Raw genomic sequence first — 16759 nt, 5'->3', positions numbered from 1 at the left:
GATAATTTCTTATTTGTCTTCACTGAAGGTTATACTCAAGGTAACTTCCTTACCGTCTCTTGAAACTACGGCACTCACAGTATCACCGGCTTTATGGTTTTTTTTGACGGCATCCAGGTCGGCCATGGATTCTATCTTTGAAACGTCAAGTTTTACAAGGACATCCCCTTTTTGTATACCGGCAGCTTCGGCAGCTCCTCCCTGTGTGACTTCGGAGATATAAACTCCGACGGGAAGATCATACATTCTGGAGATTTCGGCTGTGACCTCCTGGGCGGATATTCCGATCAATGGCTTTCCTTTTACATATCCATAGGTCTTTAACTGATCAACTATGGGTTTCGCAGTGTTCATAGGGATTGCAAAGCCCAGTCCTTCAATGCCTTCAACTGAAATTTTTGCTGAATTTATTCCGATTACCTGTCCTTTTTTATTTACAAGGGCACCACCGCTGTTGCCCGGATTTATAGCTGCATCAGTCTGAATAAGGGTCAAGCTGTTATCTCCTGTTTTCAGCTGCCTGTTCAGGGCACTTATTACTCCATAGGTGACTGAACCGGCAAATTCCATACCCAGCGGATTGCCTATGGCAACTGCCGGATCTCCAACTTCGACCTCTGACGAATCACCCAGCTCTGCGGCAGGAAGATTTGTCAGGTCAATTTTTATAACCGCAAGATCATTTTCACTGTCACCGCCGATAAATTTGGCCTTTGCTTCCCTTTTATCCGGCAGATAAACGGTCAGTGCGGTATTGGCAGCGCCGTTCTTGGGATCGGCGTATTGTACCACATGATAGTTTGTTATTATATAGCCGTCCTCTGTAAAAATAATTCCTGAACCTTCAGAGTCGGAGGTTGAGGACCTGCTGCTGTAGAAAGGTGATTGCCTGGTGTTTGGAACCGACATTTTAATCCCCACTATTGACGGTCCGACTTTTTTTGCTATCTGTGCTACGGTCAGTTCACCTGTGCCTGTGCTGAACAAATTTGTGGCCTTTACATTGTCAGTTGCTGTGGAGAGCTTTGTAGGCGATGAACCTCCATCACTCGAGGTTTGGGTGACAGCAGCCTGTTTTAGAGAGTTTACCTGGCTGTCCAGCTGCCGGGAGAAATTCGAATACATAACACCGCCCACTGCAAAGCTGGTTACCAGTGAGGTTACCAGAACCAGCGAAAGATAAGTAATAAATCTGCCGCCCCGTTTTTTTCTGGGCTGAACCACTATTTCCTTGTAATATCCCTGATTATCATAATTAAAGTTATATTGACTTTGGCTGTTCCAGTCATCATTGTTAAAATTATTATTCATAACCGACTCCCTTCCGCGTCTGTTGGACGCTTATAAGTATTTAATAATAAAGCATATGTTTTTTTGTGAATTACCTTATGCTTATATGATAGCTATTAATTATGTATATTTTACGAAGAATTAATTAATAATTTGTTATAAAATTTAGAACAAATTGTTAACGAATGGCAAAGGAAGCGAGCAATGGTATTTTTCCGGCAAAATAAATAGAGCAGGTAATGTATCACCTGCCCTCTGTATCTTTCTTCAATTCACCGGTTTCAGGACAATATTTCTCATTGACAAAAGTGAAATCACAAGGTATTTCTTCACTGAAAATTTCAAATAATGATTTACTGGCATTTGCATCAACATCAACAAGCACGTGCTCTTCAAGTACTGCGATAACCTTGCCGTAGCCGATAAACTTATCATCGCGGGTTATGGCTATCAGATCGTCCTGCAGAATAAATTCCTTCCTTTCACACTGAATTATCATAAATTCACCTGGCGATTAATATTAAACTCACTTTCTTATGGGAATAAACGTTTCAAATCGTGGAGAGAATTGCTGCGAAGTATGAAAGTGGCATTATTATTTATACCCTCCAAGGGGCATATTTATACCGGTTGAAGAGGTTAAATTCACTATAAAAACCAGTAAAAAAGCATGCAAAATTTCAAAACTACCTATCTAATATTCGTTTTCCAGATATATAATTAAATATTAGAAATGATTTTCATTTGTTCATTTTGCAACAGCAGCTTTTCCGGTTTGTATACACATATAATTGAAGATAACAATGATAAAAAAATAACGGAGGCATATATGGGATTTGTTGAATTTAAAAATGTGTTCAAGCGGTATAAAATGGGGCAGGTTACCATTAACGCCGCAAATGGAATAAACTTTGAGATAAACAGGGGAGAATTTGTAGTTATAGTCGGCCCGAGCGGTGCGGGAAAAACCACCGTACTCAATATTCTCGGAGGGATGGATACCTGTGATGAAGGTGAGATAATTGTTGACGGACAGAGGATAAATGAATATAAGCCCAGACAGCTCATAACCTACAGAAGGTACGAGATAGGTTTCGTATTCCAGTTTTACAACCTTATCCAGAACCTTACTGCAAAAGAAAATGTTGAACTGGCTTCGCAGATCTGCAAGGATCCCATGGATGCCGGGCAGATTCTGGTTGAAGTGGGCCTGAAAGACAGACTGGTCAATTTTCCTGCCCAGCTTTCAGGCGGCGAGCAGCAGCGCGTCGCCATAGCCAGGGCGCTTGCCAAGAAACCCAAGCTGCTCTTGTGCGATGAACCCACGGGAGCACTGGATTATACAACCGGAAAGAGTATTCTCAAGCTGCTGCAGGATACTTGCAGGCAGAATGGAATGACCGTTATAGTAATTACCCACAATCTTGCTATAGCACCTATGGCAGACAGGATAATAAAAATAAAAAACAGCAGGGTGGAGAGTATGGTTTTAAATGACAATCCTGTCAATGTTGAGGATATAGAATGGTAACAAGTATACAAAAGTATTCAGATGGAGTCCGGAGGCTGATGTCCACCTGAAATATGGAGGTTATATGAAAAACGCTCATTTAAAAGATACATTCAGAGAAATGTGGAGGACAAGAAGCAGGTTTATAGCCATATTTGCAATAATCGCACTGGGTACCGGTTTCTTTGCGGGAGTCAAGGTCACATGTCCCGACATGCAGCTGACGGCCGACAAGTATTTTGAAGAATACAAACTGATGGATCTCAGGCTGGTATCTACATATGGATTTAATAAAGAAGATGTTGAGGCGGTGAAAAACAGTCCTGCCGTCAGGGAAATGATGCCTGCTTACAGCATTGATGCAATAATAAAGGCCGGCAATGAGGACAAAGTTGCCAAACTGCATTCCATTCCCCTGGATAAGCTGAAGCAGGAAACCGGGGGATATCTTAACAGGTATAGGGTGATAGAGGGAAGACTGCCCGAAAGGCCGGGGGAATGTGCAGTTGAAAAAGGTAAAATCGGGGGCGTAAATATTGCTGTCGGAGAAGAAATCTCTTTGAATTCCGGCAGGGAGGACAGGGCAATAACGGATTACCTGAAGCAGTCAACTTATAAGGTTGTGGGGCATGTTGAAACGCCTTATTACCTGACTTTCGAAAAGGGGACCTCAAGTCTTGGAAACGGAACGGTGGCACTGTATGCCATCATTCCTGAAGAGGACTTTAATATGGAGGTTCACACAGATTTAAATATTACGCTGCAGAGTACAAAGGGGCTTTCAGCCTTCGGCGATGCATATAGGGAAGCGGTGAAATCAGACAGGGAAAAGTTTGAGGATATTGCCGAAGACCGTGAGGAACAGCGCTACAATGAAGTCTACAGTGAGGCGGTGCAAAAGCTTGAGGCTTCTAAAAAAGAACTGGCTGAAGGTGAAGAGGAACAGCAGGTAAAATTGGCCGGGGCCCTGGATGACCTTAAAAAAGGTGAGGCTGCTATAAAAAGCGGAAAGCTTGAGCTTGAAAGCCAGAGGAAAATATACAATCAGATGGTTACAGCTTCAGAAGCCGGGCTTGAACAGGCTGAAAACAGGCTCCAAAGCGGAGAGACAGGGTATTCTGAAAATTTTAAGCTCTTTGAACAAAACAGGGATGGAATGCCCGCATCTCAAGCAGCTGCAATTGAAGCAGGATTAAAAAATACCAGACTGGAACTCGATGCGGGAGCGAAGGAACTTGTTAAACAAAGAGCACTTTTTGAAAAACAAAAAAGAGAAGGTGGCGAAAAACTAAAAGAGTCGGCGCTGAAGCTGGAACAGTCGGAGAAAAAGCTGGAAGAGGGACGCGCCGAATACGAAAAACAAAAGAATGAATCGGATAAGAAGCTTGAGACTGCAAGAAAAGAAATCGTCCAGGCAGAGCAGAAGGTCAAGGATATAAAGAAACCCCAGTGGTATATAACGGACAGAAATAATAATCCCGGTTACACCTCCTATTCCGAGGATACAAAGAGAATAGATGCCATAGCAAAAATATTTCCTGTTTTCTTCTTTTTCGTTGCGGCCTTTGTATGCCTGACAACGATGACAAGGATGGTTGAAGAGCAGAGAATTCAGATTGGAACTCTTAAAGCCCTGGGCTACAGTAGTTTTGCCATAGCATCCAAGTACCTTGTTTATGCTGCCATTGCAAGCATGGCCGGAAGCATTGCAGGACTATCCATTGGTCTCAAGCTGTTTCCGTTTGTCATAACCAATGCTTACAGCATGCTTTACCGGCTGCCGCCCACCGTCATGCCCTTCAGAATTGATTACGCATTCTGGATAACCCTGGGAGCACTGGCCTGCACTTCACTGGCGGTATATTCGGCCTGTTACAGGGAGCTCACCGAACAGCCCTCCTCTTTAATGAGACCCAAAGCGCCCAAAATGGGAAAAAGAGTACTTCTGGAGAGAGTGCCCTTTATATGGAACAGGCTGAATTTTTTCAGTAAAGTGACCATCAGGAATCTATTCAGGTACAAAAAGAGACTGTTTATGACGCTGCTGGGGGTGGCAGGCTGTACTGCGCTGATGCTGGCAGGTTTCGGATTGAGGGACGCCATTTCCAGCATTGTTCCGAGGCAGTATGGTGAGGTTTTCAAATTCAATGCAATGATTATTATAGATGAAAATAGCAAAAGAACAGGATAAACTGGAGGTGGCCAACACTCTGCGGGCCAACAGCAATGTAGAGAAAATACTGAGTGTCCGCCTTAAAAATTTTGATGCGGGCTATCAGGAGGACTGGCAGAAAATCAATCTCATAATACCCGAGGATAATGAAAAATTGAGCCAGTTCATTTCGGTTCACAGCATGCAGGGGAAAGAACCTCTCAAGCTTACCGACGACGGTGCCGTAATAGGGGAAAAGCTTGCAAAGGTATTGAAGCTTAAGGTTGGAGACAGGATGACAATAAAGGACGGGGACTTTAAGAGTGTAGAGGTGAAGATTGCAGCTATCAATGAGAATTACACATTGCATTATGTATATATGACCAGGACTCTGTACCAAAAGGAATTTGGAGAAAAACCGGTATTTAACAGCATTCTGGTAAAGGAGAAAAACGTATCCCCGGAAGCGGATGATGAGATAAGCTCCCAGCTTGTCAGCAAGGCGACAGTGATTCAAATGAACTTCAACAGGACCAATGAACAGAATTTCAGCGATATGGTGGGGAATTTGAACAGCATAGTGCTTGTAATGATCATTTCTGCCGGAGCCCTTGCTTTTGTGGTGTTATACAATCTGACAAATATAAATATAACTGAAAGGGTCAGAGAAATAGCAAGTATCAAAGTATTGGGATTCTATGACCTGGAGGTGTCGGAATATGTGTTCCGGGAAAATATTATTCTGACACTTGTAAATATCAGCATAGGCCTCCTGGGAGGAATTGTCCTGAACAGATTTGTACTGGAAACCGCTGAAATTGATGTTGTAATGTTTGGACGGGAAATATACTGGTACAGTTACCTTATGGCAGCAGTGCTCACTGTTGTCTTTGCAGTTCTGGTCAATCTTGTAATGCACTATAAGCTGAAGAGGATCAGTATGATAGAATCCTTGAAATCGGTTGAATAAAGCGCCCATATGGACGCTTTATTCACACATTTACACATATATACTACAAGTGATGGCGCACTGTATAGCCCGATCAGGTTTAATCTATCGCAAGTATCTTATAAGTACCCGGGCGCAGGAACACCTTGAAATAGGTTACACCATTACCCGGAATTCTTTCGGCTTTTGCTCCCAGTTTGTGTCTGTTGGTGGAAATCTGGCGGAGCAGTGCATTTTCCCTGTGAACTGCGATAGTAACTTCTGTGTTTGTTTCTCTGAAGGATTCAATTATAAAGGTATTGTTGTCATATAAAAACAAGCCTATTTGAGAAGGTGCTTCAATATGAAGAGGCAGTTCCCTTGATGCCGTCTCCCTTATAACATTAAGTACTCCTGCCGGATAGCTGTAAATATCCCCCGGGTTATCAGGTATTGTCAGAACATGGAGCTTGCCTTTACTGTATTTGTTCTCAAGCAGAACAGGATGGTTATTAAAGTTGTCCACTCCTACTGCTCTTGGCCAGGTGTCATTGGTTTTGAAATCTATATGGGGGATTATAATTTCCCTGTCAGAATGATAATAGTCTTTAAAGGAGCAGGTCTCCGTTGTGGCGGCATAGGCTTTGATCAACGCCTTCCTGTCTGTGAAGTGAATTTCGGCTATGTCGGACAGCTGGCTGTTAAGTGCCCTCAAAAGACCTGACGTAATGATAACCTGTCCCCCGGCTGCCAGGCTGGACTTGATTTTGCCTACAATAGAGGGATCCTTTTTGGCACTTTCGGTGAGCAAAAGGAGTTTGCTGTCCGAGGGATATACGGGAGTGGGTTGTAAAGGCAGCCCCAGCATTCCCAGGTAGCCATGGATGAAATCTTCACCGCCGGATTTAAAAGGCTTGTAGCAGGGAATACCCACAGGTTCTCCCAACTCTCCGACAAACCTGTCCAGCTCACTGAAAACATGTCCCGCAACGGGAACGCATATGCGGTAGTCGGTTGCCAGAAGGCCGGCGCAGAAAAGGGTGATTTCCCTTGCCCTGGCAAAAACGGTCATATTCAGCTGCTCCATATACGCGTTCAGGGAACAGTCGAAGGTATCAAACCAGCCCCCGAGATTTTTTCCCGGATTGATGCTCTCGAAATATCTCATTATAAAATAGCCCAGATATCTTTGAAGGACCTGCTGCGTATACTGTGAATCCCTGGTTTCGGTTCCGGTATAAAAGGAGTCAAAAATATTGACCTGATCCCCGGGGGTATAACCTGTAAACTGGTGGTGATCATACCAGTTGGGATACTTTATGATCATATTTATAGAAGGATTTATTTGTTTTGCCGTACTCATGATTTCTTTGGATACTTCGGCCATCTGTGCCGTTCTGAAATCGGACCAGCTGCTGCTGCCCTTGGTTTCAATGCACAAATCACACTTGCAGTTGGTAAAATAAAAATCATCAAGAATGATCTCATCAAAAATACCTGCAGTGTAGGCCACTATATCGCATAATTGCTTTCTCTGCTGAGGGTCACTGTAGCAGAAGGAGCGGAAATCCCAGATGATATCGCATTTTTGGGTAGTGGTGATGGCGCCTGAAACTTTTACTCCCCTTTTGTTGAAAAAGTTCTTGCAGGCCAACATGTCCTCCTTTGACAGATATGTACTGCCGCGGTAGGTTTCCAGATAAACCTTGTCAACATCAATGTGCTTTGAAAAGAACTCATAGCACTCCTCCAGCAAATTATCCCTGTTGAGTATTTCCAGATCGTGAGCATTAAAGAAAATGGACACCGAAAAATTTTTGTAGGACATAAAACCCTCCTATAGGCCTTATACGGCAAAATATAAAATATTTACAGCTTTTCGAAAAAAGGTATTTTATGAGATTGATTTTAAATAATATTCAGACAAATTTCTCGCCAAAGTTTGCTGGTTACTACTCAATTATTGCTTTTTTGAAGTCGGAGGGTGAACAGCCTCTTACCTGTTTAAAGACACGGTTAAAAGTTTTAATGCTGTTAAAGCCCGAATCGAAGGCTATCTCAAGAATAGAGTCCGATGAATTTATTAACCGGTTGGCGGCTTTCGATACCTTATAATTGTTTAAATATTTCCAAAAGGTCATGCCGGTGGTATCCTTGAAGAATCTGGTGAAATGGTACTTGCTGAAATTAACATATTTCGCAGCCTCCGACAGGCTGATTTCCCTGTGCAGGTTCTTGTCGATATACTTTGTTACCTCTTCCAGCAGCTCCAGCTTTTTTATCTGCTTATTCTTATCGGCAGGACAGAGCTTTTCGTTTGGAATATATCTGATCATTCCCGCAGCCAGTTCACACAGCCTTGCAGCCACAAAAAATTCAAAGCCGGGCTCCTTGTTTTTGATTTCGTTATTAATATCCAAAATATTGCGTTCAAAATATTCATGAACCGGGGAGCCTGTACTTCCTCCGGAGGTATCACAGGTTATTAAGGGCTCTGTCAGCCTCCTGCCCGAGATACTGTGAGCGATTTCTTCAAACAGCGACAAATCAAAATGTATTATTATTCTGTCGCATTTTTGGGGCTGCTTCAGAAAATAGTGTATCTCACCCATGTTAATGATGAGGATATCCCTGTTGTGCAAGGTATAGACAGAATTGTTCAAACCAATATTAAGTTCCTCTCCCAGAACATAAACTATTTCAACTCTTTCATGCCAGTGAGGAGGAAAAACCTGTACGTCGGTATTAAAGACGTTGACAGGCAAGTGTCCGGTATACTTGTTTATGGTTGTTTGATGGCGGGCTTCCATAAAACCTCTCCTCCTAAAAATAACAGTCTATTTAAATATTATAAATGATTATGTATTGTATTTCCATTCACCAATGTAAAGGGTTTCCATATTATATACCAGCACTATTTTTATAACGGATTTTTTCAAATGCCAATATGTTTTGCAGCAAGGCGGAGTTGGTTTGAAAGATTTTGGAGGTCAATATGTATTATACCGAAAGATTTGATCAACTGGGTAATGACACTAATATAATTGCGGAAGTTTACGGGGATGTCAACGGGGATAACATAAGGGACTATGTTTATCTAACCGGTACCAGGACGCCTAACAGCGGCTATATTCAAAACATCACACTTGTAATACGGGACGGCAGAACCGGGATTAAGCAGAGAGCCAGATTGAAATCCGATTCGGGCTATTCTCCTACGGTTACCTTACAGGATTTCACCGGAGATAAAATAAAGGATATCATGATTGGTATAGCTTCCGGAGGAAGCGGAGGCATAATGTTTTACTATGTGTTTTCCGATGTAAACAACCAGCTTACCCAGCTTTTTGACTATGAGGAGTATAACCAGCGCTACAGCTATAAAGTTGAATTTGCAGATTACTATAAGGTAAATGTTACAAACGTGGAGAAGAATGTAGTATTTGTAATAGACATAACCTATAAAGGAAAGGAATATCTCGATGAGATATATACTCCGGAAGGCATTTTGAAACAGCCCATAGAAGGCTGGGTTGATCCGCTGGGCGGTCTGTATCCCATTGACTTTGACGGCAATGGAGTTTATGAATTACTTGGATATCAGAGTATAGCCGGCAGGTATCATGCGGATTCCCTGGGCTATGTGCAAAGTGTGCTGAAATGGAATGGCAGAAAGTTTTATCTAATGGAGCAGTATGTAGGCGTATTCGGGGGAAGCCCGGAATAGAGCGGATTTCATGCAGTTCAGCAGGTTTTGGGGGTGAAAATTATACAATAATATCTTTTTTGCGATATAAAATTTTTTATAATTTTCACATATACATATAAGCTGTATTCATATAAAATTTGTATTGTGAAAACAATCCATTCTAGCTGGTGGATTTAATCCGCCGGCTGGTCTTAAAATATATTCCTCCTGAAAATTGTAGGTCCTTGTGTTGATTATGACACGAGGATTTTTTGTTTTAATTTATTATTTATTTAACATTACCCGCGTTTGGGGTTATAATGGTTATTAAAGCCCGCCATATTTCCATAATTAAGAACATTTATTCGCCTTGTAGAGGATAAGGAGTGGAGAGAATTTCATTACAGTTTTGTGGCCGCTATGACGGCTCAAAGCCATAACATGGCCAATTAACCTCCTTTATTCGCCATATTGCGATAAAGGATAATTACTTGCATAACATTTTGTGGCCACGAATGTGGCTCATGGAGGTTAATATGTTTATTGATAAAAAAAGTCCTGTGCCTGCTTATTTTCAGCTGAAAAATATCATTCTTGATAAAATAAAATCCGGTGAATATCCTGCAGGCAGCCTGATACCTTCCGAGAGAGAACTTTCCGAGAGTCTTGGCATAAGCCGTATGACAGCCAGACAGGCAATAAATCAGCTGGCTGCTGAAAATTATCTCGTCCGTGAAAAGGGCAAGGGAACCTTTGTCAACAAGATCAAGTTTGAGCAGCGAAATATTATGAGTTTTTCGGAAACCGTAAAAAGGCTGGGAATGGTTCCTAAAACCCGTGTATTGGAATTTTCAGAGGAGAAAGAATATTATGATGTGAAACTTGCCCTTGATCTGAAGCCGGAACAAAAGCTATACCGGATCAAAAGATTAAGACTTGCTGATGATACTCCCATTGCAGTCGAAGAAGTGTTTATTCCCGAGGGGCTCTGTCCTGACATAAACAGGCTGGATCTCACCAAGTCACTTTATGACCAGCTTAAAAATATCTATTCTATTGAAATAAGTCATATAGATAATAATATTGAAGCCATAAAGGCAGACAGGGAGAACAGGAAGCTGCTGATGCTGGAGGCGGGTATACCTGTACTTAACATATCGGGAATAAGTTATACCAGAGAGGGCAGAAAGCTCTTCTTCGAAAGAGATGTTTACCGTGCGGACAAATACAAATACAGTGTGCGTATCTATATGAATCATGAATAGACTGAATCGGCAAACCAGTCTTGTTTTACATGCAAACGGAAGCCATAATAACACCGGGAAAAAGTTTTCAGCAAATGGTTATTTAGCATTGCAATTTATAAAAGGCTGATATACAATATAGGTATAGTGGTATATACAACTATACCTATAATAATTAAATGAGGTGTTAACATGACTAAAATGTGGGAAGAAATAATGGAACAGCCCTTGGTTCTGAAAAAAACAATCGAAACTAACAGCCGTGTTATTGATGAGCTGATACAAGAACTTAAAACAAGGGAAATTTCAACTGTAATAATAGCTGCAAGAGGGACCTCGGATCACGCTGCGGTATATGCCAAATACGCAATTGAAACTCTTGTGGGCATTCCGGTTTCATTGGCAGCACCTTCGGTTTTCACAATGTACAATAAACGCATCAATATGAAAAACTGCTTTGTAATAGGAATTTCACAGTCCGGAAAGGCAGCAGACGCAATTGAGGTTGTAAAGTCGGCAGCCGAACAGGGAGCGGTTACCATGAGTGTAACGAATTTCGTTGATTCACCGCTGGCTGAAGCATCAAAGTTTCATTTGTTCTGTGACACAGGGGTCGAGAAAAGCGTAGCGGCCACAAAGACATTTACCTCCACGGTTTACCTTTTAATCAACTTTATAGCAAAATGGGCACAGAATGCCGAACTGCTGGAAGAATTAAAAAGTGTTCCCGACATCATGAACCGGCTATTCCAAAAGACCGACTGTCTGGATGAAGTAGTGACCAGGTACAGATTTATGAAGGAATGTTTTGTGCTGGCAAGAGGGATCAACTATTCCATTGCTTTGGAGGCAGCCCTTAAAATACAGGAAACTACTTATATACGCGCTAAGGCCTTTGCTGTTTCGGACTTTCAACACGGCCCCTTTGCCATGCTGGAGAGGGATATGCCTGTGATAATTTATGCGCCGGAGGGACCTTCATTCAAGGATATTACAGAAATAGTCAAGAAGGTGAAGGACAGCGGAGCTGATATTCTGGTTATTTCAAATAATAGGGAATTAAGGGCTATGGGCGACAGCAGTATTGAAATTCCGGAGAATTTAAGTGATTACGTCTCGCCTCTTATAAATGTGGCAGTGGCGCAAATGTTCGCCGGCAAGCTTTCAGTGCTTAAGGGATTAAATCCTGACAGCCCGAGAGGTTTGAACAAAGTTACAATTACACGATAAATTCTGTTAAGCTTTGTTAGGAGGATGTATATGAAACTAAATAATAAAAATGCCGAATGGTTTATTCCGGACGGGGAAAATATTGAAACTGCACTTGCAAGAACCACTCATCTGGCTATCTCGGCACACCAGGATGACATTGAGATAATGGCCTATGACGGTATAGTCAAGTGCTTTGGAAAAGATAAAAAATGGTTTGGCGCAGTGGTGGTCACCAACGGTGCAGGCAGTGCCCGGAACGGCATTTATTCGGATTACACCGATGAACAGATGCAAAAGATCAGGAAGGTTGAGCAGAAAAAAGCTGCATATGTAGGTGAGTATTCTGCGCTGGCTCTTTTGGATTACACAAGCGCACAGGTGAAGTCGGCCGGTTCCAGAGAAGTCATTGAGGAGTTAAAAGCCATTATAGCACAGGCCGGAGCAGAGGTAATATATACACATAACCTGGCCGACAAACACGATACGCATCTGGGCGTCGTTACAAAAGTAATTCATGCAATCCGTGAATTGCCAAAGGAGCAGAGACCCAAAAAATTGTACGGCTGTGAAGTGTGGAGAAATCTTGACTGGGTATTGGATTCACAGAAGGTGGTATTTGACGTAGCACAGCATCCAAACCTGTCGGCCGCCCTGGTAGGTGTATTCGATTCACAGATTGCAGGGGGGAAACGGTATGATCTCGCCACTTCGGGAAGAAGGCTTGCCAATGCCACTTATGCGGAATCCCACAGTGTGGACCAGTCCGATGCCCTGAGCTATGCCATAGACCTGACTCCTCTCATAGAGGATGACAATATATCAATTGTAGAATTCATAACGAACTATATCAGAGGTTTTGAGGAAGATGTGGCAGCCAAGCTGAGAAAGGTGCTGCAGCCCTAAAAAACCGCTTAAATTAATGCGTTGTGCGAATTGGTTGATCAATTCCGCAAGTAAAATTGTTTCTGATGTACCGATACTTCCATACTAACTTCAAGCAATGATGGCACACAAAGCGCTCTCCATTGCTTGAAGTTGTACTTGTGTACCGGTTGATCCAATTAAATCTATCCTTAAAGCAAAATAGAATTCCAATCAGTACAAGGGCTTTTTATTACTTTGCATGCAACTTGCTGCTATTTGTTATACCCAAGCAATACATGGCACAAACCGGGTAATTACCTCCAATGTTTGCCTTTTGGACAGTCCAAAAAAAATATAAATTCCTATTGACATAAAGGACAGTTGTTATGTATAATGTAAAAGCACGTTAACGAACGGCAGACATAAATGGCGGCGTAGCTCAGTTGGCCAGAGCATCCGGTTCATACCCGGCAGGTCGTAGGTTCAAATCCCACCGCCGCTACCATCTAAAGCGATAGGTACTATCGCTTATTTTATGGCCCATTGGTCAAGTGGTTAAGACACCGCCCTTTCACGGCGATAACAGGGGTTCGAGTCCCCTATGGGTCACCAAACTAAACAGATTCCGTAGAATCATGAAAAGATGATACGGGACTCGAACCCGAGAGGGCGCGAACGCGGCAGAAATGACCTGAACGGTCATTTCGCAGTGAGCGTAGGAGCCCGGCACCGTAAGCACAGCGAACGGTGGGCGACGTCATTAGCATGCGAAGCAGGCGGCGAGTCCCCTATGGGTCACCAAACTGAACAGATTCCGTAGAATCATGAAAAGATGATACGGGGTCACCAAATTGGGAGCTTAGCTCAGCTGGGAGAGCATCTGCCTTACAAGCAGAGGGTCATAGGTTCGAGCCCTATAGTTCCCACCAAAATGAGAAAAACAGGACTTTCCGTCTATACCGGAAAGTCCTGTTTTTGTTTCCAGGTCCATGGAGTCTTTAACCGGGGGAAGCAGAATAATGGTTTCCTGACAGAAAAATGTAACCAACAGGATATCGGCGATAATATTCAGGATACTCAGGCTGGAAACAGACTTAGTACAATTATCATGACTCCCAACGAAGTAACATATGCCAGCAAAGGCTTCTTAAAATGAACGGTCCAGACGATGAACATCATAACGTTCCATATAAAGGAGTATGAAAGATTCCAGCCGTGTCTGTAAATGATCATATTGCTGAAGTAAAAAACAAGTTCAAAAATAAAATATACCAGGATATACTTAAGGATATGAAGGGCTTGTTTCCCCCGGCTGGATGGAAGGTTTGAGAGAAACATAAGGGCTGTTAGGGGAAAGACAATAAAGGAATAAAGCAATTCCGTGAGAATACCGTTCTGTAAAATTCCGGGCTGTATTTCCCATAAAGGTCCTTTACAGTAGATGAAATTGTACAGAAGATTGGCCAGGGCCACAAAAAGCATGGTCGGATGGTATTTCTGCCAATTTTTCCAGTCTCCCCATTTCCAGGTAGAAAAGATAATTATTATAATGACTGCAATATTCAAAACCGGTATTTCCTCCCTTGATGAAATCCCATGATGTCGTAAAATGATATTCGAAATTTATTTTACCCAGTTTCTCTAATATTAGCAGAAATTTAAATCAGCCGTCATGATGCCAGTGATGCCGGTTGATTTAATTGTCGTCGTCGATGCTTCTGAAGCCTTTTCCTATGGTTTCAGAGGTATTGCTGATGGTGATAAAGGCTGAAGAATCTATACTGCGTATGTAGGTACGGAGCTTTATGGCCTGCCTTCTGCTTACTATTGTAGAAATAACATTTTCCTGTTTGTGTGTAAAAGCACCCTCAGCCTTGTAAATGGTAGCTCCGCGGTGGAGCTCCTTTACAATGAATTCACGGATTTCAAGGTCTTTGGAGCTTATTATGACCATTTGCTTGCTGATATTCAGCCCCTCTATGACAAAGTCAATCATAAAAGCCTTCAAAATCAGACCCAAAGCCGAATACAAACCTATTTTTATGCCGAATACCGCCCCGGCTCCAATTGCAATCAGAAAGTCGGTCAGCATAAGTGTTTTTCCTATGTTCAACTTTGTGTATTTACTCAGGATTTTTGCGACGATGTCTGTTCCTCCGGTGGAAGCATTGCAGTTAAAAACTATTGCCGAACCTACAGCGGGGAATAAAATGGAATATATAAGTTCGAGAAGCATATCGTTAGTAAGGGGATGGCTTAAAGGTATTAATTTCTGAATGATCCAGACAAGCCCTGACAGAGCAAAGCTGGAATATACTGTTTTTGAACCAAAGTCGGAGCCAAGAAAAAAGTAACCTATTATAAGGAGGATAATATTAATTATCATCATCATGGGACCTACGTCGATTTTGGGGAAAAGGCTGCTGGCTATGATAGCCAATCCGCTGACACCGCCCGTAGCAAAATGATTGGGGATTTTAAAAAGACAAATACCAATACTTACAAGCAGCAGTCCGAAGTTAATCAGCATAAAGTCGGTAATACGTTTTTTCATGAGGTTGACTCCTTGAGATACATTTTATCTATATCTTATATCTTTCAATATATGATTTCCAGCTTTATAACCAATCGTTAATAAGGGTTCAAGTTTTATTGTTTCTCTGAATCATCCCCAGTATGAAAGCTGTGATAAACGACAGGAAAAACACCACACAGGCCGCTAATGTCAACACAATATAGGCGAGGTCCTCAAACCCGGTTGAAAAATATACTGATTTTATATAAAAACAAATACCTCCCAGGGCTGCAATAATGGACGGAATATATTTTACCAAGGTTTTATTTCTGAAAAACCTGGCCAGCAAAAATGTTATTAAGACAGCTGCAACACCTGCTATTGAAACAAAAGCATAAAATCTGTTCATCGTAATAATATCCTCTCTGTCCATTAAATATAAACATCAGCCAATCATAATAATATAATATCATAAAAGCCTAAAGATATTCAGAGATGGATACTGGTTATACCGGCACTATTTTACACTGGTGCTATTTTACACTGTTTTTGTACTCCATGGGAGTTTGTCCCGTATGTTTTTTAAATAATTTTGTGAAATAGGGCACGTCGGCATAGCCGACTTTTTCAGCGATTTCATATATTTTCAGCTGCGGAGACAACAGCAGCTTCTTGGATTCTTCTATTCTTATTTCATTGAGGATGTCAATGAAATTGCTGCCGGTTTCCTTTTTCAGGAGCTTGCTCAGATGCCAGGTACTGATATAGAGCTTGTCAGAAACAGACTTCAGATCCAGCTCCTTGTTATAATCCTGTTTCAATATCTCAATGGCCTTTGCCACAAGATACTTTGAGTTGGAGGCTGCTTCAGAAGAGTTAACAGGCTGGGAATCCTTTGTGGTCCCGGTTAAACCATACAGTTCCTTGAGCTTTGCCCTTAGATTGATCAGTTCATTCTGGCTGGTTACCTGCTTTTTCAGTTCGGCAACGGCATCATCGATTGCCTGCAGCAGTTCCTCTGTTTTAGTGGGCTTGAGTAAAAGCCTGAAAGCACCAAGACGCACTGCCTGCTGGGCATATTCGAATTCTCTGAAACCGGTCAGGATTATTACTATACATTGATAATTAATTTCTTTGATTTTAGCTACCATTTCAAGGCCATTCAAACCGGGCATCCGTACATCGGTAAAAATGATGTCCGGCTTCAGCTCGGTTATGAGCCCGACACCTTCATCCCCATCCTCGGCTTCACCGATAATGGAGCAATTATGTTCCTCCCAGTTAATAACAGAGCGTAAGCCTTCTCTTATGGTCTCTTCATCGTCGATTATCATTACCTTATACATACTTTCCTCC

15 protein-coding genes and 3 tRNA genes are annotated in these 16759 nt (G+C 42.1%); 10 read left to right on the top strand and 8 right to left on the bottom strand.

The genetic code is table 11. The annotated features are described in order from the left end of the window. Positions 1-9: 9 nt before the first annotated feature. Positions 10-1311: a S1C family serine protease gene (locus CTER_RS17595; RefSeq protein ID WP_004627519.1), complete on the bottom strand. Its 1302-nt coding sequence runs from the start codon at positions 1309-1311 to the stop codon at positions 10-12. A 223-nt stretch (positions 1312-1534) separates the two neighbouring features. Then, positions 1535-1789 carry a hypothetical protein gene (locus CTER_RS17590; protein ID WP_004627684.1) on the bottom strand — a complete coding sequence of 85 codons (255 nt, stop codon included), beginning with the start codon at positions 1787-1789 and terminating at the stop codon, positions 1535-1537. Positions 1790-2119: 330 nt separating this feature from the next. Between CTER_RS17590 and CTER_RS17585 the strand changes: the two genes are divergently transcribed. The 3 genes from CTER_RS17585 to CTER_RS27095 all read left to right on the top strand — a co-directional run bounded on the left by CTER_RS17585 (position 2120) and on the right by CTER_RS27095 (position 5922). Continuing rightward, positions 2120-2821, top strand: a complete 702-nt coding sequence (locus CTER_RS17585; RefSeq protein WP_004627721.1) for an ABC transporter ATP-binding protein — start codon at positions 2120-2122, stop codon at positions 2819-2821. Positions 2822-2885: 64 nt separating this feature from the next. Further along, on the top strand, positions 2886-4991 hold the full coding sequence (locus CTER_RS17580) for an ABC transporter permease (RefSeq protein ID WP_004627778.1): 2106 nt from the start codon (positions 2886-2888) through the stop codon (positions 4989-4991). Then, entirely contained in the window at positions 4966-5922 is a 957-nt protein-coding gene (locus CTER_RS27095) for an ABC transporter permease (RefSeq protein ID WP_004627637.1), read from the top strand. The genes CTER_RS17580 and CTER_RS27095 overlap by 26 nt, the downstream gene beginning before the upstream one ends. Positions 5923-6001: 79 nt before the next feature. Here CTER_RS27095 and CTER_RS17575 read toward each other — a convergent pair whose 3' ends face one another. Together CTER_RS17575 and CTER_RS17570 are read right to left on the bottom strand one after the other, a co-directional pair. After that, entirely contained in the window at positions 6002-7708 is a 1707-nt protein-coding gene (locus CTER_RS17575; RefSeq protein ID WP_004627679.1) for a hypothetical protein, read from the bottom strand. Positions 7709-7832: 124 nt separating this feature from the next. Continuing rightward, positions 7833-8690: a helix-turn-helix domain-containing protein gene (locus CTER_RS17570; protein ID WP_004627648.1), complete on the bottom strand. Its 858-nt coding sequence runs from the start codon at positions 8688-8690 to the stop codon at positions 7833-7835. Between the two features lie 185 nt (positions 8691-8875). Between CTER_RS17570 and CTER_RS17565 the strand changes: the two genes are divergently transcribed. From CTER_RS17565 to CTER_RS17535, 7 genes are all read left to right on the top strand, one after another. Further along, positions 8876-9607, top strand: a complete 732-nt coding sequence (locus tag CTER_RS17565; protein ID WP_004627669.1) for a hypothetical protein — start codon at positions 8876-8878, stop codon at positions 9605-9607. A 497-nt stretch (positions 9608-10104) separates the two neighbouring features. Then, positions 10105-10833: a GntR family transcriptional regulator gene (locus CTER_RS17560; protein WP_004627526.1), complete on the top strand. Its 729-nt coding sequence runs from the start codon at positions 10105-10107 to the stop codon at positions 10831-10833. A gap of 171 nt (positions 10834-11004) precedes the next feature. Continuing rightward, a complete protein-coding gene (locus tag CTER_RS17555; RefSeq protein ID WP_004627717.1) occupies positions 11005-12042 on the top strand; it encodes an SIS domain-containing protein in 1038 nt (345 codons plus the stop codon). Positions 12043-12072: 30 nt separating this feature from the next. After that, positions 12073-12927 (top strand): PIG-L deacetylase family protein, encoded by an 855-nt coding sequence (locus CTER_RS17550; RefSeq protein ID WP_004627571.1) that lies wholly within the window; start codon positions 12073-12075, stop codon positions 12925-12927. 389 nt (positions 12928-13316) lie between these two features. Further along, positions 13317-13393, top strand: a tRNA-Met gene (locus CTER_RS17545). Positions 13394-13425: 32 nt separating this feature from the next. Beyond that, positions 13426-13500: transfer RNA gene (locus tag CTER_RS17540), tRNA-Glu, on the top strand. A gap of 241 nt (positions 13501-13741) precedes the next feature. Further along, positions 13742-13817, top strand: a tRNA-Val gene (locus CTER_RS17535). A 148-nt stretch (positions 13818-13965) separates the two neighbouring features. Here the strand turns inward: CTER_RS17535 and CTER_RS17530 are convergent. The 4 genes from CTER_RS17530 to CTER_RS17515 all read right to left on the bottom strand — a co-directional run bounded on the left by CTER_RS17530 (position 13966) and on the right by CTER_RS17515 (position 16749). After that, positions 13966-14454: a CBO0543 family protein gene (locus tag CTER_RS17530; protein WP_004627769.1), complete on the bottom strand. Its 489-nt coding sequence runs from the start codon at positions 14452-14454 to the stop codon at positions 13966-13968. A 130-nt stretch (positions 14455-14584) separates the two neighbouring features. Next, positions 14585-15442 carry a YitT family protein gene (locus CTER_RS17525; RefSeq protein ID WP_004627554.1) on the bottom strand — a complete coding sequence of 286 codons (858 nt, stop codon included), beginning with the start codon at positions 15440-15442 and terminating at the stop codon, positions 14585-14587. Between the two features lie 88 nt (positions 15443-15530). After that, positions 15531-15812, bottom strand: coding sequence for a hypothetical protein (locus tag CTER_RS17520; RefSeq protein ID WP_004627591.1), 282 nt, complete (start codon positions 15810-15812; stop codon positions 15531-15533). Between the two features lie 124 nt (positions 15813-15936). Further along, a complete protein-coding gene (locus tag CTER_RS17515) occupies positions 15937-16749 on the bottom strand; it encodes a response regulator transcription factor (protein WP_004627707.1) in 813 nt (270 codons plus the stop codon). Positions 16750-16759 lie beyond the last annotated feature (10 nt).

Origin of the sequence: Ruminiclostridium cellobioparum subsp. termitidis CT1112, assembly GCF_000350485.1 — a bacterium.
Lineage (GTDB): Bacteria > Bacillota > Clostridia > Acetivibrionales > DSM-1351 > Ruminiclostridium > Ruminiclostridium termitidis.
Note: the sequence above shows the minus strand (reverse complement) of the source record. Positions and strands in the feature narration are given on the sequence as shown.

Bases quoted from the DNA above. Each gene is read 5' to 3' on its own strand.
- CTER_RS17595 (WP_004627519.1), bottom strand. From the start codon at position 1,311: ATGAATAATAATTTTAACAATGATGACTGGAACAGCCAAAGTCAATAT.
- CTER_RS17590 (WP_004627684.1), bottom strand. From the start codon at position 1,789: ATGATAATTCAGTGTGAAAGGAAGGAATTTATTCTGCAGGACGATCTG.
- CTER_RS17585 (WP_004627721.1), top strand. From the start codon at position 2,120: ATGGGATTTGTTGAATTTAAAAATGTGTTCAAGCGGTATAAAATGGGG.
- CTER_RS17580 (WP_004627778.1), top strand. From the start codon at position 2,886: ATGAAAAACGCTCATTTAAAAGATACATTCAGAGAAATGTGGAGGACA.
- CTER_RS27095 (WP_004627637.1), top strand. From the start codon at position 4,966: ATGAAAATAGCAAAAGAACAGGATAAACTGGAGGTGGCCAACACTCTG.
- CTER_RS17575 (WP_004627679.1), bottom strand. From the start codon at position 7,708: ATGTCCTACAAAAATTTTTCGGTGTCCATTTTCTTTAATGCTCACGAT.
- CTER_RS17570 (WP_004627648.1), bottom strand. From the start codon at position 8,690: ATGGAAGCCCGCCATCAAACAACCATAAACAAGTATACCGGACACTTG.
- CTER_RS17565 (WP_004627669.1), top strand. From the start codon at position 8,876: ATGTATTATACCGAAAGATTTGATCAACTGGGTAATGACACTAATATA.
- CTER_RS17560 (WP_004627526.1), top strand. From the start codon at position 10,105: ATGTTTATTGATAAAAAAAGTCCTGTGCCTGCTTATTTTCAGCTGAAA.
- CTER_RS17555 (WP_004627717.1), top strand. From the start codon at position 11,005: ATGACTAAAATGTGGGAAGAAATAATGGAACAGCCCTTGGTTCTGAAA.
- CTER_RS17550 (WP_004627571.1), top strand. From the start codon at position 12,073: ATGAAACTAAATAATAAAAATGCCGAATGGTTTATTCCGGACGGGGAA.
- CTER_RS17525 (WP_004627554.1), bottom strand. From the start codon at position 15,442: ATGAAAAAACGTATTACCGACTTTATGCTGATTAACTTCGGACTGCTG.
- CTER_RS17520 (WP_004627591.1), bottom strand. From the start codon at position 15,812: ATGAACAGATTTTATGCTTTTGTTTCAATAGCAGGTGTTGCAGCTGTC.
- CTER_RS17515 (WP_004627707.1), bottom strand. From the start codon at position 16,749: ATGTATAAGGTAATGATAATCGACGATGAAGAGACCATAAGAGAAGGC.